Annotated in this window: 18 protein-coding genes and 2 tRNA genes; 13 read left to right on the plus strand and 7 right to left on the minus strand. The window is 42.8% G+C overall.

All coding sequences use genetic code 11. The features are described 5' to 3' along the window. The first annotated feature begins 3 nt into the window (after window positions 1-3). Window positions 4-1392, plus strand: a complete 1389-nt coding sequence (locus ACSX1A_RS07140; RefSeq protein WP_439882934.1) for an efflux RND transporter periplasmic adaptor subunit — start codon at window positions 4-6, stop codon at window positions 1390-1392. Between the two features lie 11 nt (window positions 1393-1403). After that, entirely contained in the window at window positions 1404-2393 is a 990-nt protein-coding gene (locus ACSX1A_RS07145; RefSeq protein WP_439882935.1) for an NAD(P)H-dependent glycerol-3-phosphate dehydrogenase, read from the plus strand. Window positions 2394-2446: 53 nt separating this feature from the next. On the opposite strand, the gene ACSX1A_RS07150 is transcribed toward ACSX1A_RS07145, so the two are convergent. Beyond that, entirely contained in the window at window positions 2447-2956 is a 510-nt protein-coding gene (locus ACSX1A_RS07150; protein WP_439882936.1) for a hypothetical protein, read from the minus strand. A 129-nt stretch (window positions 2957-3085) separates the two neighbouring features. Between ACSX1A_RS07150 and ACSX1A_RS07155 the strand changes: the two genes are divergently transcribed. From ACSX1A_RS07155 to ACSX1A_RS07165, 3 genes are read left to right on the plus strand one after another with little or no spacing between them, the layout of a single operon-like run. After that, entirely contained in the window at window positions 3086-4090 is a 1005-nt protein-coding gene (locus tag ACSX1A_RS07155) for an acyltransferase family protein (protein ID WP_439882937.1), read from the plus strand. A gap of 6 nt (window positions 4091-4096) precedes the next feature. Continuing rightward, window positions 4097-4513 (plus strand): (deoxy)nucleoside triphosphate pyrophosphohydrolase, encoded by a 417-nt coding sequence (locus tag ACSX1A_RS07160; RefSeq protein WP_439882938.1) that lies wholly within the window; start codon window positions 4097-4099, stop codon window positions 4511-4513. Window positions 4514-4553: 40 nt separating this feature from the next. Then, the gene (locus tag ACSX1A_RS07165) at window positions 4554-5945 is read left to right on the plus strand and encodes a methyltransferase RsmF C-terminal domain-like protein (protein WP_439882939.1); all 1392 of its coding nucleotides are present in this window, start codon (window positions 4554-4556) and stop codon (window positions 5943-5945) included. A gap of 86 nt (window positions 5946-6031) precedes the next feature. Here ACSX1A_RS07165 and ACSX1A_RS07170 read toward each other — a convergent pair whose 3' ends face one another. From ACSX1A_RS07170 to pdxH, 4 genes are all read right to left on the minus strand, one after another. After that, window positions 6032-7216: a class I SAM-dependent rRNA methyltransferase gene (locus ACSX1A_RS07170; RefSeq protein WP_439882940.1), complete on the minus strand. Its 1185-nt coding sequence runs from the start codon at window positions 7214-7216 to the stop codon at window positions 6032-6034. 61 nt (window positions 7217-7277) lie between these two features. Continuing rightward, window positions 7278-7859: a Maf family nucleotide pyrophosphatase gene (locus ACSX1A_RS07175; protein WP_439882941.1), complete on the minus strand. Its 582-nt coding sequence runs from the start codon at window positions 7857-7859 to the stop codon at window positions 7278-7280. Further along, on the minus strand, window positions 7825-9123 hold the full coding sequence (locus tag ACSX1A_RS07180) for a DUF1015 domain-containing protein (protein WP_439882942.1): 1299 nt from the start codon (window positions 9121-9123) through the stop codon (window positions 7825-7827). Before ACSX1A_RS07180 ends, ACSX1A_RS07175 begins: the two co-directional genes overlap by 35 nt. A gap of 48 nt (window positions 9124-9171) precedes the next feature. After that, window positions 9172-9822, minus strand: coding sequence for a pyridoxamine 5'-phosphate oxidase (gene pdxH / locus ACSX1A_RS07185; RefSeq protein ID WP_439882943.1), 651 nt, complete (start codon window positions 9820-9822; stop codon window positions 9172-9174). A gap of 238 nt (window positions 9823-10060) precedes the next feature. On the opposite strand from pdxH, the gene ACSX1A_RS07190 reads away from it, so the two are divergent. The 5 genes from ACSX1A_RS07190 (at window position 10061) to ACSX1A_RS07210 (ending at window position 14437) form a co-directional block, all read left to right on the plus strand. After that, window positions 10061-10645: a YqgE/AlgH family protein gene (locus tag ACSX1A_RS07190; RefSeq protein WP_439882944.1), complete on the plus strand. Its 585-nt coding sequence runs from the start codon at window positions 10061-10063 to the stop codon at window positions 10643-10645. Between the two features lie 33 nt (window positions 10646-10678). After that, window positions 10679-12805 carry a DUF349 domain-containing protein gene (locus ACSX1A_RS07195; RefSeq protein WP_439882945.1) on the plus strand — a complete coding sequence of 709 codons (2127 nt, stop codon included), beginning with the start codon at window positions 10679-10681 and terminating at the stop codon, window positions 12803-12805. Between the two features lie 124 nt (window positions 12806-12929). Continuing rightward, window positions 12930-13002: transfer RNA gene (locus ACSX1A_RS07200), tRNA-Thr, on the plus strand. Between the two features lie 60 nt (window positions 13003-13062). Next, window positions 13063-13135, plus strand: a tRNA-Thr gene (locus ACSX1A_RS07205). Between the two features lie 135 nt (window positions 13136-13270). Continuing rightward, the gene (locus ACSX1A_RS07210) at window positions 13271-14437 is read left to right on the plus strand and encodes a hypothetical protein (protein ID WP_439882946.1); all 1167 of its coding nucleotides are present in this window, start codon (window positions 13271-13273) and stop codon (window positions 14435-14437) included. On the opposite strand, the gene ACSX1A_RS07215 is transcribed toward ACSX1A_RS07210, so the two are convergent. Beyond that, a complete protein-coding gene (locus ACSX1A_RS07215; protein ID WP_439882947.1) occupies window positions 14434-15471 on the minus strand; it encodes an ion channel in 1038 nt (345 codons plus the stop codon). The genes ACSX1A_RS07210 and ACSX1A_RS07215 overlap by 4 nt on opposite strands. Window positions 15472-15617: 146 nt before the next feature. On the opposite strand from ACSX1A_RS07215, the gene ACSX1A_RS07220 reads away from it, so the two are divergent. Beyond that, window positions 15618-16643 carry a metal-dependent hydrolase gene (locus ACSX1A_RS07220; protein WP_439882948.1) on the plus strand — a complete coding sequence of 342 codons (1026 nt, stop codon included), beginning with the start codon at window positions 15618-15620 and terminating at the stop codon, window positions 16641-16643. A gap of 39 nt (window positions 16644-16682) precedes the next feature. Here ACSX1A_RS07220 and ACSX1A_RS07225 read toward each other — a convergent pair whose 3' ends face one another. Beyond that, entirely contained in the window at window positions 16683-17420 is a 738-nt protein-coding gene (locus ACSX1A_RS07225; protein ID WP_439882949.1) for a hypothetical protein, read from the minus strand. A 158-nt stretch (window positions 17421-17578) separates the two neighbouring features. On the opposite strand from ACSX1A_RS07225, the gene ACSX1A_RS07230 reads away from it, so the two are divergent. After that, entirely contained in the window at window positions 17579-18358 is a 780-nt protein-coding gene (locus tag ACSX1A_RS07230) for an SDR family oxidoreductase (RefSeq protein WP_439882950.1), read from the plus strand. A 123-nt stretch (window positions 18359-18481) separates the two neighbouring features. After that, the gene (locus ACSX1A_RS07235) at window positions 18482-18721 is read left to right on the plus strand and encodes a hypothetical protein (protein WP_439882951.1); all 240 of its coding nucleotides are present in this window, start codon (window positions 18482-18484) and stop codon (window positions 18719-18721) included. The last annotated feature ends 73 nt before the right edge of the window (window positions 18722-18794 follow it).

Consider the following 18794-nt stretch of genomic DNA (forward strand, 5'->3'; position numbering starts at 1 on the left):
ACTATGGCAAAGAAAAAATCTAAGCTGATCCCCATCCTGGTCGGCGTACTAATTATTTTAATAGTAGGAATTATTGTAGCTAAAAAAGCTGGGTGGCTGGGTAAAGAGGAAGGAACTGAAGTTGTTCTCTCCGAAGCAAAAGAAGCTGATATCGTAGAAAAAGTTAGTGCATCAGGTAAGATCCAGCCAGAAACGGAAGTTAAAATTAGCCCGGACGTGTCTGGTGAGATCATTGAGCTGAATGTGGAGGAAGGTGATTCTGTTGTAAAAGGACAACTATTGCTGCGTATTCGCCCGGATAACTACCAGTCGTTTGTAGATGCGCAACAGGCAAGTGTAAACTCTGCACGGGCTAACCTGGCTCAAACGAAGGCCAGACTGGCGCAGGCACAGGCAAACCTGACACAGGCAAAACAGAACTACGATCGTAATAAAGCACTTTTTGAGCAAAAGGTAATATCTCAGGCAGAATGGCAACAGATTGCTGCTTCTTATGAGTCTGCCAGGCAAGAGGTAGAATCATTGCGCCAGAGTGTCAGGGCATCAGAATATAATATTCAGAATGCACAGGCCTCTTTAAAGGATGCCCGTGAAAACCTGAATAAAACAACTATTTATGCCCCGGTTAGCGGCATTGTATCCAAGTTAAATGTGGAGCGCGGAGAGCGTGTGGTTGGAACATCACAGATGGCTGGTACTGAGATCATGCGCATCGCCAACTTAAACAACATGGAAGTTCGTGTGAACGTGAATGAGAATGATATCATACGTGTAGCTTTAGGCGACTCTGTTATTGTTGAGGTAGACTCCTATGCCAGCAAAGACGAGAAGTTTAAAGGCGTGGTTACTTCAATTGCCAATACGGCTAAAGATGCAACATCCTTAGAAGCTGTAACTGAATTTGAGGTGCGTATCCGCTTGTTAAACGACTCTTACAGCCATCTTGCAGAATCAAACTCCCGCCCTTTCAGACCAGGCATGACGGCTTCTGTAGACATTATAACTGAGAAAAAATCAGGAGTATTATCGGTGCCTTTATCAGCTGTAACGACCCGATCAACGGACATGCCCGGTAACGTAGAGGCTACAGTAAAAGAAGAGGAGAATCAGCCACAAGAGGATGAGAATAAACCAAAGGCACCGGTACAAGTGGAAGAGGTTGTTTTCTTATACAATAGCGATAACAACACAGTCGAAACCGTGAAAGTTAAGACCGGCATCAGTGATTTTGAGAATATTCAGATCTTAAGTGGGCTGAAGCCTGGCCAGAAAGTAGTATCTGGTCCTTTCAGAGCCGTATCAAAAACATTAAAGGACGGCGCTAAAGTAGCTGTAAAAGATGCTGAAACACTTAACAAGGCTGCTATAGCCGCTGATACACAAGAAGATTAAGAATACCCGATTTGGAAAAAGTAGCCGTTTTAGGAGGAGGCAGCTGGGCAACAGCCCTGGTTAAGATCCTCTCTGAGAACAAGTCACAGATACATTGGTGGATGCGCAATAAAAATGATGTGCAGCACCTTATCAATTATAAGCATAATCCACGCTATTTAAGCGGCGTTTCCTTTGACCTGGATTTTGTAAAGCCATCGTCAGATATAGAGGCCGTTCTGGCTGCCGCAGATTGGGTAATACTCGCAGTGCCTGCCGCATTCGTGCAGCAGGCACTTGCCGGTTTACCAGAACATGCTTTCAAAGACAAAGTTGTAGTTTCCGCTGTAAAAGGCATGATCCCTAGTGAGAACATCCTTATCACGGATTATATGGAGCGCAATTTTCAGGTGCCCAATACGCACCAGTTGGTAATTGCTGGACCATGCCACGCGGAGGAGGTTGCTCTTGAAAAGCAGTCTTACCTTACCATCGGCTCCCATGACCTGCCAACAGCGGAACGCTTCTGTGAATTGCTGCGCAACCGTTATGTAAAAGCTAACCCACTCGATGATCTGGATGGTATAGAATACTGTGCTGTCATGAAGAATATCATAGCGCTGGCTTGCGGCATAGCCCGCGGCCTGAACTATGGCGACAATTTTCAGGCTGTACTGGTTTCAAACGCTATGTTTGAGATTGAAAGGTTTTTAGATGCCATTATGCCTATTCACCGTGACCTTAGTGGTTCTGCTTATTTAGGAGACTTACTAGTAACAGCTTATTCGCAGTTTAGCCGTAACCGTACTTTCGGAAATATGATCGGGCGGGGTTATACGGTAAAATCTGCGCAGGTAGAGATGAACATGGTAGCAGAGGGGTATTATGCTGTGCAAAGCATATATGAACTTAATAAAAAGCTCGGAGTAGACATGCCAATTACAAAAGCTGTCTATCTTATACTTTATGAGCGTATTTCGCCAACAGTAGAGTTTGAGATACTGAAGGAAAAGTTAAAATAGCAAGAGCTGACAGTAAACATAAAAGCACATCCGAAACGGATGTGCTTTTATGTTTACTGTAAATTATACTGCTCCATTACGTTATCTCCCATTGCCCGGTAAATTGCCATCACTGCTATAGCTGCAGATTGAATAGAGAAGTAAACCAGGTTAAAAGTATAAAATTCTGAACGGTAAAAGGCGTTAAACCCTTTCAGCCCCAGCAGGTATAGTGTATATGCTGTCATCAGGCAACTGGCTACAGCTAAAATAAAAGATCGCATTGCTGTTCTAGCCGGTAAACGATCAACTAAAGTCTGACTCTTCAAATGCCAGTGCAGCGGTAAGATATGCTTTGCGCTTAGCGCTTTACGGGTTGACTTGGTAACTACCCAAACAAGTATAAAGTTTGTAATAATGCTGGAGGTAAACAGATAGCTTGCCACACTTTGCTGCCCCCAAACCGGGATAAGTTTATAGCCAGAAAACACTATATTTACAACAACAGTGTTTAATACAGCCGAAGCCAACGCTGAGATAAGGCACGCTAATAGTAAGAATTTATAGTTTAAACTTAAAGCCATAGTTACCAGTGCAATTGCTTTTATATACTCTATTTGAAACGTTTAAGATATTAATCCAATTTAAGCCAGTCTTTCGCAAGCTATAATTAACTTAATATCAAGCATATATCTTGTGATGATCATCCGTTTATGAAGAAGCATTATCAACAGATCGATGTACTAAAGGGACTGGCTATTTTGGCGGTAATTGCGCTTCATTCTTTACCTAAAAAGGAACTTTATCAATTTTACGCTGCGTATCATATTTGGCAAGCCGTACCTGTATTTATGGTATTAATGGGTTTGAATTTGGGCCTTAGCATGGCTGGAAAATATCCAAAACCTGAGCAACTTTACACAGGTAATTATTTTGAAAAGAAAGCAGGTCGCTTGTTAATACCTTTCCTGCTTATTTTTTTAAGTTCTTATATATTAGGGTTAACCTGGCAGGTAGTTTTCCATAAAAATGTACTGGAATTCAGTTTACAAACACTGATAGGCTTACTACCTGTAACTGGCAGCGGGAATTACTTTATAACCTTACTGCTACAATCAATTCTTTTTTTACCTGTTATTGGGTATTCCCTTTACCGTTACCCGGGGATGACCACATTGGTGCTTTTGTTGCTTGAGGTGCTCTTTCTGTTGTGGTGTAAAACCCTGCCTTCCCTAAATAAGGATAACTATTTGTACAGCGCTGCTTTCCCCCGCTATTTTACAGCAGTAGCCTATGGTTTTTGGCTAGCACAGTTTCTTCTACAACCCGCACTTAAACGCATAATTATTACAGTAATTGTCACAACAGGAGCAATAGGAGCAGTATATCTTTACTTTATAAGCTATACCAGTTTCGAGATCAAATATTTCAGGGCTGACTGGCTTCTGCAGAATTTTATGTCATTCGGGTATGCGGCACTATTAACATTGATGGGGCTGGCTCTTCTTCCGGAAAGTTCGAACACATCTATACTTAAACTGCTGGCTCGTTTAGGAAAAGCATCCTATCATATTTTCCTTATTCAGATCATCTATTTTGGCTTAGTTCCCGATTCAACAAACCTATTGCTAAACCAGGCGTTTTGTGTTTCTTTAGGATATGCTTTTTATGTGCTTGAAAGTCCCTTAAAATCAGTAAATCCTGTTAAAGTTACTTAGCATAAAATGCAAAAACCCAGAAACAGGCTGATACGGGTAGTGTGTGCCATTATTGAGCGCGACGGCTTTGTCCTGATCACGCAACGTAGCGAGCAGATGTCACAGCCCCTGCAGTGGGAGTTTCCGGGAGGAAAAGTAGAATCAGGAGAATCAGAAAAAGAATGTCTGCTGCGTGAAATAAAGGAGGAATTACATATTGAAATACGTCCTTTAAAACGCTTGAATCCGGTACAGCATTCTTACCCGGCGCTGCAGATCGAATTAATCCCTTATATCTGCCATTTTCAGAATGGCAAGGTACTTCTTTCGGAACACCTCAGGTATGAATGGGTACCGGCAAGCCGCTTTTTAAATTATGACTGGTGCGCAGCTGATCTGCCAATCGTAAAGGAGTACATGCTGCTAAGGCAGCAGGGTAACTGAATTTTATATCCCTCGTTTTTGCCGTACCTTTGCACCACCTATGGAACTCCCTATCTCTTTTAAACAACGCATGGAGCGCATGCTCGGCAGCAGTTACAATAATTTTGAAGAAGCCCTACGGCTACCTGCACCCGTTAGTATTCGCGTGAACAGCGCCAAGATATCTGCTACCCCCAACCTGTCTAAGGTACCATGGGCTGGAAACGCTTTTTACCTGCCGGAACGCCCTATGTTTACCCTGGACCCGCTTTTACATGCTGGTTGCTATTATGTACAGGAGGCAAGCTCTATGTTTCTGGAGCAGGCATTAAAACAGACGCTGGACCTAAGCCAGCCGATTACAGCCTTGGATCTGTGCGGAGCCCCTGGTGGTAAATCGACTCACCTGGCTAGCCTGCTTTCAGCGGACAGCCTGCTGGTGGCAAACGAGGTGATCAAGAGCAGGGCAAGTATACTGGCAGAAAACGTCACGAAGTGGGGGAGCGGCAATGCTGTCGTCACAAACAATGACCCCCGGCAATTTTCACGATTACCCGATTTCTTTGATGTGATGGTTGTGGACGCACCCTGCAGCGGAGAAGGCATGTTTAGAAAGGATCCGCAGGCTATGAATGAATGGTCTGAGGAGAACGTAAAACTTTGCGCCCAAAGACAGCAGCGCATCTTAATGGATGTATGGGAGGCACTTAAACCGGGAGGAATTCTGATTTACAGTACCTGCACCTGGAACGAGCTTGAAAACGAGCAGAATATTGCCTGGCTGGCTGATCAGGAGAACTCAGAAAGTATAAAACTGATGCTGGAGCCGGAATGGGGAATTATGCCATCTCAGTTACAGGGCATTGAAGGATACAGGTTTTACCCACACCAGGTGCTGGGTGAGGGCTTTTTTATTGCAGTTTTACGTAAAGCTGGTGTACCTCAGGAACATGGCCGCTCGTCGCGAAAGAAGAAGTATAAGCTGTCAGTAGCAGGAAAAAAGGAAAAAGCCCTGGTACATGACTGGCTGAAAGAGTCCGAAAAATATGAGTTTCTACAGTGGGGCGAGGTAATATCTGCTATTCCTGCTAATCATTTTGAAGCCCTGGATGAACTTTACCAGAACATGCACGTCATTTATGCCGGAACTGAAATTGCAGAAGTGAAAGGCAAAAAGCTTAAGCCAATGCATTCACTGGCACTTTCGCAGCACCTCAATAAAAGTAAGTTTAGTAGCGTAGACCTGAACTTGGAACAAGCCTTAAAGTACCTGCGCAAGGAAGATATTTCGCTTGAAGGAGGGGGGAATGACTGGTTGTTGCTGCAGTACCAGGGAGTCCCGCTAGGTTTTGCAAAACAGATTGGTAACCGTATCAATAATTACTATCCAAAGGAGTGGCGCATTCGGATGGAACTACCACCTGAACTACCAGAAACAGGATTACTTGGTTAGTAACAAATTTATTTTAAACAAAAAACCACCTCATTGCAAGTACAAGTCTTGCAATGAGGTGGTATAAAATAGTTCCATCAAATTGGTTACTCAACAAACAGAACCAGGCCCTTCAGATATTCTCCTTCCGGATGAAATACTGAGATAGGGTGATCTGCCGGTTGAGACAAGTGATGCATGATCTTAATGTTTCTGCCTGCTTCAATAGCTGCTGCCATAACGGTATTATTGAACAGGTACTTATCTACTACCTGTGAGCAGGAGAAAGTAAACAGAATACCTCCGGGCCTGATCTTTTTCATAGCTTCGGCATTCAGTCTTTTATAACCCATTACAGCATTGTGCCTCACTTTCTGACTTTTAGCAAAGGCCGGAGGATCTAGGACGATCACATCATACATGTTTTCCTTGCCCTTTAAAAACTCAAAGGTATCTACCGCGAAGGCTTCATGCCGCTCAGGTTCCTGGCTTAATGCTGCATTCTTTTCTGTCAGTTCGATTGCTCTTTTAGATACATCTACAGAGTGCACTAATTTAGCTCCTGCATTGAGTGCATAAACTGAAAACCCTCCTGTATAACAAAAGGTATTGAGCACCGACTTATCTTTTACATAACGTGCCAACAGGTCGCGGTTTTCCCGCTGGTCTATAAAGAAACCGGTTTTCTGGCCTCCTTCCCAATCTATAAAAAATTGGTTCTCATTTTCAGTGACTACTACACCACCTGTTGGTTCTCCGAATAAGTAGCCATTTTGGGGAGCAACAGGCGCTTTTGCCGGTAATGATTCCGCACTCTTATCATATACTGCTACAAGGGCTTCGCCATAAATCTCCTGCAGTGCTTTTGAAATATGCTCTCTCACCAGGTACATACCCACAGAGTGTGTTTGCACTACAGCTGTGTCCTTGTACATATCCACGATCAAACCGGGTACGCCGTCTCCTTCTGCGTAAATTAAGCGGTAAACGTCAGTATGTGGGTTTTCAGTTAATCCAAGGCGCTGGCGGTAATCGTAGGCCTTCTGAACTTTACCTTTCCAGAATTCATAATCCGGCTCTACCTGCTCGAAGGAGAAAATACGAACGGCAATCGAACCTGGAGCATAATGCCCCATTCCTAAAAACTCGTGCTTATTAGAATATACTTCCACAATATCACCTTCCGCTGGCTCACCATCTGCCTTTTTTATTGCACCGGAAAATACCCAGGGGTGCAGGCGCTTCAGAGAGTGTTCTTTTCCGGGTGCCAGGAATAATTTTATGATTGACATGTTACTTGCTGATATAAATAATTTTGAATTGGGCCTTTTTGCAAAGGTAAGCCGCTTTTGTTTAGCAGCTAATAAAAGAATGCTCCACTAGCTTCGAATAAAGCTTTTGTACCGGTAAGCCGACAACGTTAAAGTATGACCCTTCAATGCGTTCTATCCCTACCATACCAATCCATTCCTGAATACCGTAGGCACCCGCTTTATCAAATGGCTTATAGTGGTTGATATAAAAGTCTATTTCTGTATCAGACAAGTCCTTAAAGTAAACTTTGGTGGTATCGTAAAATACCTCTTTTGTCTCCCTGGCTAATAAGCAAACACCCGTAATTACTTCATGCGATCTACCGGAAAGCAAACGGAGCATTTCAGCGGCCTCATGATGCGTCTGTGGTTTATTTAAAATTTTATCCCCTACACAAACAATCGTATCAGCGGTAATTACCACCTCATCCTGAAGATCGTTTCGGTAAGCTTCTGCTTTATGTGAGGCCAGAAACTCTGCTACGGCAGCGCCTGTCAGATCTGCAGGAAAATCCTCATGCACCTCTTTCACACGCACTATAAAATCCAGGCCTAAACCTGTTAAAAGTTCTCTTCTTCTGGGGGAGTTAGAAGCAAGCACTAGCGGCCGTAATAAATTCATCTGTTTTTATTGAACTGAATAAGAACCCACAAATAACTTTGGGGTAGAAAAATGTTGATTTCTGTGGCATAATAGCACCACTGTAACACACACGCTTCACCTGCTCCATTGATACGTCGTTGGTGATCAGTGCAAGCCTGGCCTTACCTGCGTCCACTTTACTGACACACTCTGTAAAATTACGGACATAGCTCAGGCCACTGTAATCTCGCTGTGCTTCCCGGTCAATGCCCAATACTTTTTCAAAAATAAAATAATGCATCACCGTCAAGTCCAGGTCTTTCACTTCCTGTGGTATGTCCCATTCAATCAAATGGTGTACCTCAGGCTTCAGCCGAAGCTTATAGGCATTACCACTCAGGTACAGTCCAAAAGCCCATGTTTTGCCTGTAATTACTTCATTAAGCTCGTAAGCATCTTCTTTAGGCGTAATTACAAAATAAGTACTTAATGCCTCCAGAAACTCCTCATCTGTCATGCTGATATTTTCCAGCAAGCGGTGAGTAGGAAGTATACGCAGATCATCGTGCTCTGAATTAGTTAGATACATCAGGTGATAGTTATAAGGCTCATAACCTGTATGCTGCGGGTTTAGGTGCATCATCTTTTTACGATACTCTAATGAACCTTCATACCGATGGTGGCCGTCTGCCAACAAAACCTGTCTGTCCTTTAGCGTTTGCATAAACAAGCCTATCACAGCATGGTCATGAATTACAGCCAATACATCACGAACACCCTGGTAGTCTTCCGTTTCATAAAGTGGTGATTTGATACTTTCATCCATGTATCGCTCCAGTGTAAATTCCGGATCCGTATAGAGTCCATGGGTTGGGCTGGTATTAAGCTCTGTTTTCTCCAGAAGCTCAATTCTATCGTTTACAGCACTTGGAATGGTATTTTCGTGTCGGAGCAGAACTTTTTCGTGCCAGTCATAAGCTTTTATATTGCATATAAAACCTTTGCGGCAATAGTCTTTGTCGCTGCCCGGAAGCCTGAAATACTGGTAATAAACATAAATGCCTGGCATTTGATCTTGCACCAACACCCCCTGATCCTTCCAGTTTTGTAGCAGACTGGCGGCATCTTCAGACGGGGCATCTCCTCTGGGCACAGACAAGTGTATACTATTGATCAGATTCTGATATAGGGCCTCGCGCTGCTTTGCAGAGACCACATCAAACAGGGGGGAGGTTAACTGATCGATATTCTGATTCAGTTCGTCGTTATAGCGCCAAGCCTTTAATGGTAGTATTTCAGCCATTAGGTCGTTTTAATTAGGAGGTATGTTATCTTTATCAGCGGGCAAAGTTCAGGGAGCCAGGCGTTTTAATTGCCAGTTTCCATTTAGTCTTTCATACATGATCCGGTCATGCAGCCTGTTTGGCCGCCCTTGCCAGAACTCGATGCGGTGAGGAATTAATTTATACCCTCCCCAATGGGCTGGTCGTGGAATTATCTCTGCATCAGAGAACTTAGCCGAGTAATATTTATCAGACTCTTCCAGAACATGGCGGCTCTCAATTTCCTGGCTTTGCGGTGAAGCCCAGGCACCAATCTGGCTGCCTTTGGGGCGACTATGGAAATAATCGTCTGAATTTTGTGCAGGAATCAGTTCAACTTGTCCTTCAATACGCACTTGCCGCTCCAGGGAAGCCCAAAAGAAAGTGGCAGCAGCAAAAGGATTTACTTCAAGTTCCTTGCCCTTACGGCTATCGTAGTTGGTAAAAAAAGTAAAGCCTTCCCCATCAACATCTTTCAGAAGGACCACACGTGCAGAAGGCTGACCAGACTCGTTTACAGTGGACAACACAAATGCGGTAGCCTCTTCTGCTTCGGCATTAATAGCCTCCTGCAGCCATACTTTAAATTGATGAACAGGGTCTGCTAGTACGGAATTTTCCGTAAGATCCTGTTTAGAATAATTCTTTCTGATAGCAGAAATATCATGCGAAAGTGTCATAGATGTTCCAGTTTTGTCAAAATTATAAAAATATCTCCTGTTTTAAACTTTAAACGGCAAGCCGCTGAGAATAACATCCACAATTATTAGAATGTTTGGAGCATAAAAAGCAGGTTTAGCTTTAAAAAATGAAACTCTGATACAATATTATCTTTTTTTCCGTAAGAAGAACTAAACACTTTTTGCAGGTTTAGGTATAGAAGCCAATTAAGTTGCTCATAAAGCAAGTGCTATAAAAATGAGGGAATATATGAAGGAAGAAGCTAGTTTGATGAAACCACAAAGCGGCAGCCTGTTAATTTCAGAGCCATTTCTGGGCGATCCTAACTTTGAACGGAGCGTTGTACTGTTGTGCAACCATAATGAAGAAGAAGGCACTTTTGGACTGGTACTGAATCGGGTGTCTAACCTGAAGCTTTCAGATGTCATTGATCTATACAATGAGTCGTTTGATGTTGAGTTAGGGATTGGTGGCCCTGTACAATATAATACGCTGCACTACGTGCACAAATTGCCGCAATTACCACAAGCAGTTAAGCTTGGAGAAGGAATATATTGGGGAGGAGATTTTGAATCGTTGCGCACGATGATAGAGTCAGGTATTATTTCCACTTCAGACATCAAGTTCTTTTTAGGTTACTCCGGCTGGACACCAGGGCAGTTACAGAAGGAGATTGATGAAAATGTTTGGATCGTAAATAACAATGCTGCGAATAAATTATTTAAATTGGAGGCAGATAAACTTTGGCGTAGCGTTTTGCGGCAAATGGGCGGCAAATATAAAGTACTTTCCAATTATCCCGTAGACCCACGCCTAAACTAAACGCTTTAAACGTTGCACCTATAAATTATAGTCATGACAACTGATAACAAAAATATTGACACTACCGGAGCCGAGGCCAACAAGCCAGAGGATCAAAATGAACAAAATTTAAAACAAGGTGGAGAAGGATCCCCGATGGATATTGTGGAACAGCGTTTGGCTGAAATAAAGGCTAAAAATGAAGCTGAATCGGCAGAAGTACCTAAAGAGGAACAACCTGAAATAAAGCCTGAACTAAAATCAGAGCAGGAAGCAGTCTCATCGGAAAAAATCACACAGGAATTTGCTTCAGCTAACTCTGATATCAAAGACGAGGAGAAGCAGCAGCCCGAAACAGCAGCAGAATCGGGCATAGAAACGACCACTGCACCGGCACCTGAAGTAAGCGGAGCAGAAGTAAAAGCAGACACCGAAGAGCACCACGAAGAGGAAGAGGAGGAAGAAGACGCAACTGATTATAGTGAACTCTCCCTGGAGGAGCTTCGTCAGCAGTTGAAAGAAAAACTAAAGAGTGCTGAGGCTGCCAAACGTTACAGAACGATCAATGAAATACACAAGCAGTATGATCTTAAGTTTCAGGCAGAACGAGCCGAAGCTTTAGAAAAATTTAAGCAGGAGGGGGGGACGGAAGAAGATTTTGATTACCACCCGCCAAAAGAGCACCAGGACCTGGAGTCGCTTTTAACATCATATCGTGATTCACGGCATCAGCAAAGGCAAAATGCCGAAAAACAAAGGCAGCAAAACCTGGAGCGTAAGCAACAAATACTAGCTGAATTAAGGTCACTGGTTGAGTCAGCTGAAACAAAAAACAGCTACGAAGAGCTGAAAAGGTTGCAGGCAGAATGGAAAACTATTGGCCCTGTACCTGCTGGCACTGCCCAGGAAATGTGGGATTCGTACCACGCCCTGCTGGACATATTTTATAATAACCGCAGCATTTTCTTTGAACTGAAGGAGCTGGACCGTAAGCGTAATCTGGATGCCAAATTGCAACTAATAGAGCGTGCCGAAGCATTAGCGGGAGAAGAGTCTATTAACAAGGCTTTGCAGGAACTCCGGCATCTGCATGAAGAGTGGAAAAATATTGGACCGGTTCCAAATGAGCAACGCGACGTTATTTGGGACCAGTTTATACAAGCTTCAGAAAAAGTACACGAGAAGCGCCGTGCATACCAGGGCGAACGCCGTGAGAAAGAAATGGAAAATCTTGTAAAGAAACGTGCTATACTAGAGCGATTACAGGAATACCAGAACTTTAACACGGATCGCATAAATGATTGGCGTGACAAAACGGATGAGATACAAAAGCTCAAAGAAGAGTGGGACGCAGCTGGTTTAGTACCGAAAGAACATGCCGAAGAGGTAAATAAAACCTTCTGGGGCAACTATAAGGCTTTCTTCCAGCACAAGAACCAATTCTTTAAGAACCTTGATGAGCAGAAAATGCAAAACCTGCGCATTAAAACAGAGCTATGTGAAGAAGCAGAAAACCTGAAAGATAGTTCTGATTGGAATGCCACAAAGGAAAAACTCATACAACTGCAGAAAAAATGGAAGACTGTAGGTCGTGTGCCTGACAAGTATTCTGATAAGATATGGCAACGCTTCCGTGCTGCCTGCAACGAATTTTTTGATAAAAAGCAAGCCATTGAGCAGCAAAAGAGCGCAGAAGTTGAAAAGTTGTCCGCTGAAAAGCTGGAACTCTGTGACAAGCTGGCCGGTAAACTGGCTCAGCCCAATACAATTGGTTCACTGGAGGAGTTCGAGTATTTCAAGCAACAATGGAATTTGCTGGATAAGGGTAACCAGCGCACAAGTCCGAAGGCTGAGGATAAGTTTTTAGCTTTGATGGAAAAATATCTTGAGCGGATTCCAGAGCTCTCACTACAGGAACGATCAGACCTGCTTGTGAAGCTTCAGGTAGAGCGCATGAAACACAGTCCGGATGCTGGACAAAAGCTACACCAGCGGGAGCAGACAATTCGTCGTGAAATTTCCCAGCTGCAAAACGACATCCAGACGTTGCGTACAAATATTGAGTTTTTTGCAAGGTCTAAGAATGCAGATAAACTTCGGGAGGAGTACGAAGGCCGGATTACTGATGCGCAAAGTCGTATTGATAAGCTGCAACACCAATTAAATGCCTTTAAGGGATAAATTTTTCCCCTTGACTTTCAAAAGCTTACCAAAAGCGTTGCAAAAATATTGTAAGAGGATTTGGAACATATCAAACTTCGACATACTTTTGCAACGCTTTAAAACACTAAAGCAGCCCAATAAAGCCTCCTTAGCTCAGCTGGTAGAGCAACTGACTTGTAATCAGTAGGTCGCTGGTTCGATCCCGGCAGGGGGCTCTTATTAAAGAAAGCAGATGTTTGTACTTCAGCTGCTTTTTTCAAACATATTAAGTACAAGCCTCCTTAGCTCAGCTGGTAGAGCAACTGACTTGTAATCAGTAGGTCGCTGGTTCGATCCCGGCAGGGGGCTCTTTCAGAGCGAAGCCTTCAGATTTTTCTGAAGGCTTTCTCTTTTTTAGGCTGCCTCACCTCTTGTGTCCTCGCGCTGCTATTATGTTTTTTTTAGGATAATGACTTATTTAGCATTTCTATCAACTATCAACTCATGCAACTAATAGAAGTTACTACACCTGAACTGGCACAGGAATTCCTGATGGTACAGGTAAAGCTATATAAAAAAGACCTTAATTATATCCGTCCATTAGATAAGGATATCAATAACGTTTTCGACCCTAAAAAAAATAAACTGCTCCGTGATAGTGAGGCTATTCGCTGGATATTGAAGGATGACGCCGGGAAATCTATCGGCCGTGTGGCCGCTTTTATTTACAAAAAAACCGCTAACACGTTTGAACAGCCTACTGGAGGCATGGGCTTCTTTGATTGCACAGACAACCAGGAGGCGGCAAACATGCTGCTTGATGCTTGTAAAAACTGGTTACAGGAACGAGGCATGGAAGCAATGGACGGCCCGATTAATCTTGGCGAGCGGGATAAATGGTGGGGGCTTCTGGTAAATGGTTTTTACCCGCCAAACTATGGAATGCATTATAACTTCCCGTATTACCAGCGACTAATTGAGAACTATGGTTTTCAGCTATACTTTCAGCAATACACATATTACCGCAAGGTTGATGATCCATTGCCTGAAAAAAACACCGAAAAAGCGAAACGCGTCTTTCAGGACAAGGCCTATAGTTTCAAGCACATGGATAAGTCTAACCTAAAGAAATACACGGAAGACTTCAGGACCGTTTACAATAAAGGCTGGGCAAAGCACGAAGGAGTAAAGCCGATGAGCGAGGCACAGGCTAACGCAATCATGAATTCGCTTAAACCGGTTATTGATGAGCGTATCATGTGGTTTGCATACTATAACGAAGATCCTGTTGGCTTCTTTATAGCAATTCCTGAGTTGAACAAGCTGTTTAAATATGTAAATGGTAAAATGAACCTGTGGGGTAAGCTAAAACTTGTTTACCATCGCTGGAGAGGCGCTTGTACCACGATGTATGGCATTGTGTTCGGGATAACTCCTGAGCATCAGAGCAAGGGGGTAGAAGCAGCCATGATATTGGAGGCAGGAAAAGTAGTTCAAAAGAACCCTAACATACCTTATGTCGACCTACAGATGAACTGGATAGGGGATTTTAACCCTAAGATGATGCATCTTGTAGAACAATTAGGGGGCCGTATTTATAAGACACACGTTACATACCGATACTTGTTTGACAGAACAAAAGAATTTAAACGAGCTCCAATTATTCGTTAAAGTATAGAGGACAGGTCCATTTCTTTATTGAAAGAGGGCTTGTCCACTTCATTCCAGCTCCAGCCATCATTATCTACCATTGCTTTTAGTGTTTTGCGGCGCAGGTCAAGCTGCTCTAACTCTTTAATCGTGGGTTGTTTTAAGGGTATTCCCTTGCGCCTGATTTCCGAAATATCGATTGCTGGTACATCTGTATTGTCAGGTTTTAAAAAGATAGATGTCAGGGACTCTAAAAATGTGCTAATGGCTTTGCGAAGTGGAATAATTTGCTGCTGCTTCGGATGACAATCTTCAGGTATGTAGAGCAGCAATAGCGTTATGGCCTCGTCTAATGCAGCTAAGTTTGGTAGGAGCGCTACTCTTTTTTCAGTTTGATGAAAATAATGAAGTACCGGATAAGCCAGGTGCAACTGCCCCTGCTCAGCTATACTTTGCGCCATTCCGCTTAATTGGTCATTTAGTCGTTCAAAAGACTTGCCGTCCCAGTTGTTTAACAACATTTGCTGTGGGCTATCTCCGATAGCTGCGATGCGTATGCTTAACGCCCTCCTGCCCGTAATGGCGGACAATACAGGCACCATGTAAGAAATGGCAATAGTAATAAGGATCAATCCGGAGAAAGAGATCAGTGCAGAAAAGATTCTCCAACCGTCAGTACCGGCTTTAAAATCACCGTTACCCATAGTTGAAAGGATGTAGCCGGTGTAATAGATCCGCTCATTCAGATCAGCAGGAATGTTGGTCGTGCTGTTTACTATAGCATTTTTATCAGACATAAAAATGAGAATGTTGCCCGTCCATAGCAGCAGTACCCATAGTATCAACATCGTGCAAACGATAATAATACCGGCTCCATTTAACAATACCCGGCTTCCTGTAACTTTGCAGAACAAGCTAAACAACTTCCATACAGAAGTAGTTACAGTATCTGTAATAAAGCCTGAGCCTCTAGGCGCAAAAGTCGTAAAAATGAGATCATAAGAAACTAATGCAACTGTAATAACACCAAGTATTAAATAGAGTATCTGGTCCATGTATGTTTTGTTCTGCAGGAGTTTTCAGACCCCGAATTGGGAGTTTATACCTTTGCGAGCCTAAACATGTTGCCCATAGGGGAGTTAGCCAGATAAAATGAACAAATGAAAATGATTATGCTGCAGCCAGGGTTTCGAAAAATATAATGGATTCTTTAACACAAATTGTATTAGGGGCTTCAGTTGGGGAGGCAGTAGCAGGTAAAAAAATGGGTAACAAAGCGATGCTTTGGGGAGCAATCGCTGGCACTATTCCTGATCTCGATGTACTGGCAAGTCCATGGCTTGATACAGTTCAGCAACTCACCTTTCACAGGTCCGTTACGCATTCTTTCTTTTTTGCTGTTCTTGTTTCGCCAATACTTGGGTACTTACTGCACCGCTTGTACTATAAGTATACTGCTGGCTTTTGGCGCTGGACCCTGCTCTTTTTCCTGGGCTTTACTACGCATGCCCTTTTAGATAGCTGCACCACATGGGGTACCCAGTTATTCTGGCCTTTCAACACTTATGGGGTCGCATTCTACAATATTTTCGTGATAGACCCCCTTTACACGATCCCATTTATAGCTTTCGTGGTTGCGGCTGCCTTTTATAATAAAAACAGCAGCACGCGTCGTAAACTAAATAATACTGCACTTTGCATCAGCACAGGGTATTTACTTTTATCGTTCGTGTTTAAATACCAGGCAAACCAGGTGTTTGAAAAGGCCTTATTGAATCAAAATCTAACGTATACTTCCTACATCAGCAAACCAACTCCTCTAAATACTATCCTGTGGACTGTGACAGCTAAAGGAGAAAACGGCTTTTATACCGGCTTTTATTCGTTGGCAGATGAGACAAAAAGAATCAGTTTTGACTTTGATGCACAGCAAAAAGACTTGTTGTTACCATACAGAGGAAACCCAAAACTAGAGCGTCTTCTCGGGATCACAAAAGGTTATTATACTGTAGAACCAGCAAAAGATAAAGGCATTTACATAAATGACCTCCGGTTTGGGGAATTTGACGGGTGGCGCAAAGGTGGTGGGCAATATGTATTTGTTTACCATGTTTGGCAGGATGAAGCAGGAGCAATGCAATTCGAAGAAATTAACAACCGGCCAAAAATCAATAAGGAATATCTAAAAACTTACTGGGACAGAATTTCAGGTAAGAGTCAGAAATAAAAAAAGCGCCTTCAGTGGGCGCTTTTAAAGTGATATGAGTTATAGCTTATCGTAATAAGCTAACGTTTGAACCCAGCCTCGCTGAGAGTTAGCATCAATATTCTCTTTCTTCAGATACTGCTCTATTTCATTCTTTTTGTCTGAAAGGGAAGCCAGTAAATTTTTCTTATTCAGTTTTATTTTTTCGGCAGCTTTTCCATTCGCAACAAAGTAAAAAGTTTGATCCGTTACGATCTCATCATAGGTTCTGCTGGCACTGTAGCCGCCTCGGAAATCAGCCTTGATCATATCTTTTTGAGGTAGCACAGCTAACGTTGATTTTCCCCCTTCATAGGCCATTATGAAAAAACGATCAGAATCCTTCGCATCTATGCCTGGGTTATTCTTTATCTTCCTGAAAACATACGTATTCAGATGTAGTGAATCCTGTAGTTCAAAACTCACAATACTGTTCGCATCTAAAATATAAAGTGTGCCTTTGCTGTTGCGGTAAACAAGGTTGTTCTCAAAAACGTTGTATTTGGAAACTACCCTGTCATACATCCTGTTATCCTGAAGCGTAATCTTTGCCTCCCCCCACTGATCTATGAAATACGGTGTACCCCTAACGCCTTCATACCGGTTGTCATACGTCCTTACCATACCATTGATGTTATCAGTACCCAATGAGTTGATGTTGTTCTGAGCTTCAACGCCAGATAACGTTTTAGATGCTGTTTGAGCCACAGCAAGCTGGGCTGTAAAAGCTAAGGTCACGGTAAGAAACAACTTATTCATAAGGATAGATAGTATTGGTTTAGGAAGCAGTTAAAAGCATTGCAATATAAACGATATGAAAATATAAACACGCAAACACTTTGTATAAGTTTAATTAGCCCGATACTGCCTTTAAAAATAAAATATTAACTTGTATAATAATTAATATACGAAAACTCATGCCAAATAATAGATGGTTATTAACCGGTAAAAAAGCAGTTGTAACGGGTGGATCAAAGGGGATAGGTGAAGCAATAGTAAAGGAACTGCTCGATCTGGGCGCTGAAGTAGTTGCGGTAGCTCGAAAGCAGGAAGATCTGCAAAAGCTTCTTGAAAAATACGGAAACGATTCAAAAAAACTTTATTGTATAACTGCTGATGTCAGCAAACCTGAGGACAGGCAGACGCTTTTAGCAGAAGTACAAAGCCATTGGGGTAGCCTGGATATACTTGTAAATAATGTTGGAACAAATATCAGAAAACCAACTGAAGAATATACAGCTGAAGAGTATGACTTTGTAATGAATACCAACCTGCGCTCAGCTTTCGATCTGAACAAGCTCTTTTTGCCTATGCTAAGAGCTTCTGAGCAAGGAAACATCATACACGTCACATCGGTAGCCGGTCTGACACATGTTCGCACAGGAGCTATCTACGGCATGACAAAAGCAGCCCTCACACAGCTCACCAAGAACCTGGCAGCAGAATGGGCGATGGATGGAATCAGGGTTAATGCCGTTGCCCCCTGGTATATCAAAACACCCTTAGCCCAAACAGTGCTGCAGAATAAAGATTATGCTGATGCGGTTATCAGCAGAACCCCCATGCAAAGAGTTGGTGAACCGGAAGAAGTAGCGGCCGCAGTTGCCTTTTTATGCATGCCGGCAGCAGGCTATATTACGGGTCAGACACTAACAGTTGACGGAGGTTTTACCATAAACGGATTTAATCCGCTTTAACGATCTTATTTTGCACTTAAGATGAGGTAAAAACACTGGTTTTAATAGCTGAAAATGATTAATTTTGTATGATATGGATGTATAAGCTCCATAATTTTGTAGGAGCTATTAACTCTTTTTACCATGGCAAAGATCAGACTGCTTACCCTTATCGTTTTGACCTTCATTTTAGCTTCGCTCTCTTCCTGTAAAACCTGCCCAATTCCTTCGTGCCATGTCCGGATGGTTCACGCGCACGGGGAGGACCAGTTCAGGGGACAGCCGTTCTGGAAAAAGCAAAACCCGAAGATAGGAGAGAAGTTACCAAAGCGATCTCAGGAAAAAAGTGCCTCCAGAAGTAATAAAAGCAAAAATAAGAATTAAGCTATATAGGCCATAACGGCTTTTTTGCATAACTTGCCATTTAATAGAAAGACCAAATTAATTATTTTAGACC

This window comes from Pontibacter sp. MBLB2868, assembly GCF_051904785.1.
Taxonomy (GTDB): Bacteria; Bacteroidota; Bacteroidia; order Cytophagales; family Hymenobacteraceae; genus Pontibacter.

What these genes read in the sequence shown, in the direction of transcription:
- ACSX1A_RS07140 (WP_439882934.1), top strand. Translation starts at nt 4, where the DNA reads ATGGCAAAGAAAAAATCTAAGCTGATCCCCATCCTGGTCGGCGTACTA.
- ACSX1A_RS07175 (WP_439882941.1), bottom strand. Translation starts at nt 7,859, where the DNA reads ATGAATTTATTACGGCCGCTAGTGCTTGCTTCTAACTCCCCCAGAAGA.
- ACSX1A_RS07210 (WP_439882946.1), top strand. Translation starts at nt 13,271, where the DNA reads ATGCAACTAATAGAAGTTACTACACCTGAACTGGCACAGGAATTCCTG.
- ACSX1A_RS07155 (WP_439882937.1), top strand. Translation starts at nt 3,086, where the DNA reads ATGAAGAAGCATTATCAACAGATCGATGTACTAAAGGGACTGGCTATT.
- ACSX1A_RS07180 (WP_439882942.1), bottom strand. Translation starts at nt 9,123, where the DNA reads ATGGCTGAAATACTACCATTAAAGGCTTGGCGCTATAACGACGAACTG.
- ACSX1A_RS07235 (WP_439882951.1), top strand. Translation starts at nt 18,482, where the DNA reads ATGGCAAAGATCAGACTGCTTACCCTTATCGTTTTGACCTTCATTTTA.
- ACSX1A_RS07230 (WP_439882950.1), top strand. Translation starts at nt 17,579, where the DNA reads ATGCCAAATAATAGATGGTTATTAACCGGTAAAAAAGCAGTTGTAACG.
- ACSX1A_RS07195 (WP_439882945.1), top strand. Translation starts at nt 10,679, where the DNA reads ATGACAACTGATAACAAAAATATTGACACTACCGGAGCCGAGGCCAAC.
- ACSX1A_RS07150 (WP_439882936.1), bottom strand. Translation starts at nt 2,956, where the DNA reads ATGGCTTTAAGTTTAAACTATAAATTCTTACTATTAGCGTGCCTTATC.
- ACSX1A_RS07165 (WP_439882939.1), top strand. Translation starts at nt 4,554, where the DNA reads ATGGAACTCCCTATCTCTTTTAAACAACGCATGGAGCGCATGCTCGGC.
- ACSX1A_RS07215 (WP_439882947.1), bottom strand. Translation starts at nt 15,471, where the DNA reads ATGGACCAGATACTCTATTTAATACTTGGTGTTATTACAGTTGCATTA.
- ACSX1A_RS07220 (WP_439882948.1), top strand. Translation starts at nt 15,618, where the DNA reads ATGGATTCTTTAACACAAATTGTATTAGGGGCTTCAGTTGGGGAGGCA.
- pdxH (WP_439882943.1), bottom strand. Translation starts at nt 9,822, where the DNA reads ATGACACTTTCGCATGATATTTCTGCTATCAGAAAGAATTATTCTAAA.
- ACSX1A_RS07190 (WP_439882944.1), top strand. Translation starts at nt 10,061, where the DNA reads ATGAGGGAATATATGAAGGAAGAAGCTAGTTTGATGAAACCACAAAGC.
- ACSX1A_RS07160 (WP_439882938.1), top strand. Translation starts at nt 4,097, where the DNA reads ATGCAAAAACCCAGAAACAGGCTGATACGGGTAGTGTGTGCCATTATT.
- ACSX1A_RS07170 (WP_439882940.1), bottom strand. Translation starts at nt 7,216, where the DNA reads ATGTCAATCATAAAATTATTCCTGGCACCCGGAAAAGAACACTCTCTG.
- ACSX1A_RS07225 (WP_439882949.1), bottom strand. Translation starts at nt 17,420, where the DNA reads ATGAATAAGTTGTTTCTTACCGTGACCTTAGCTTTTACAGCCCAGCTT.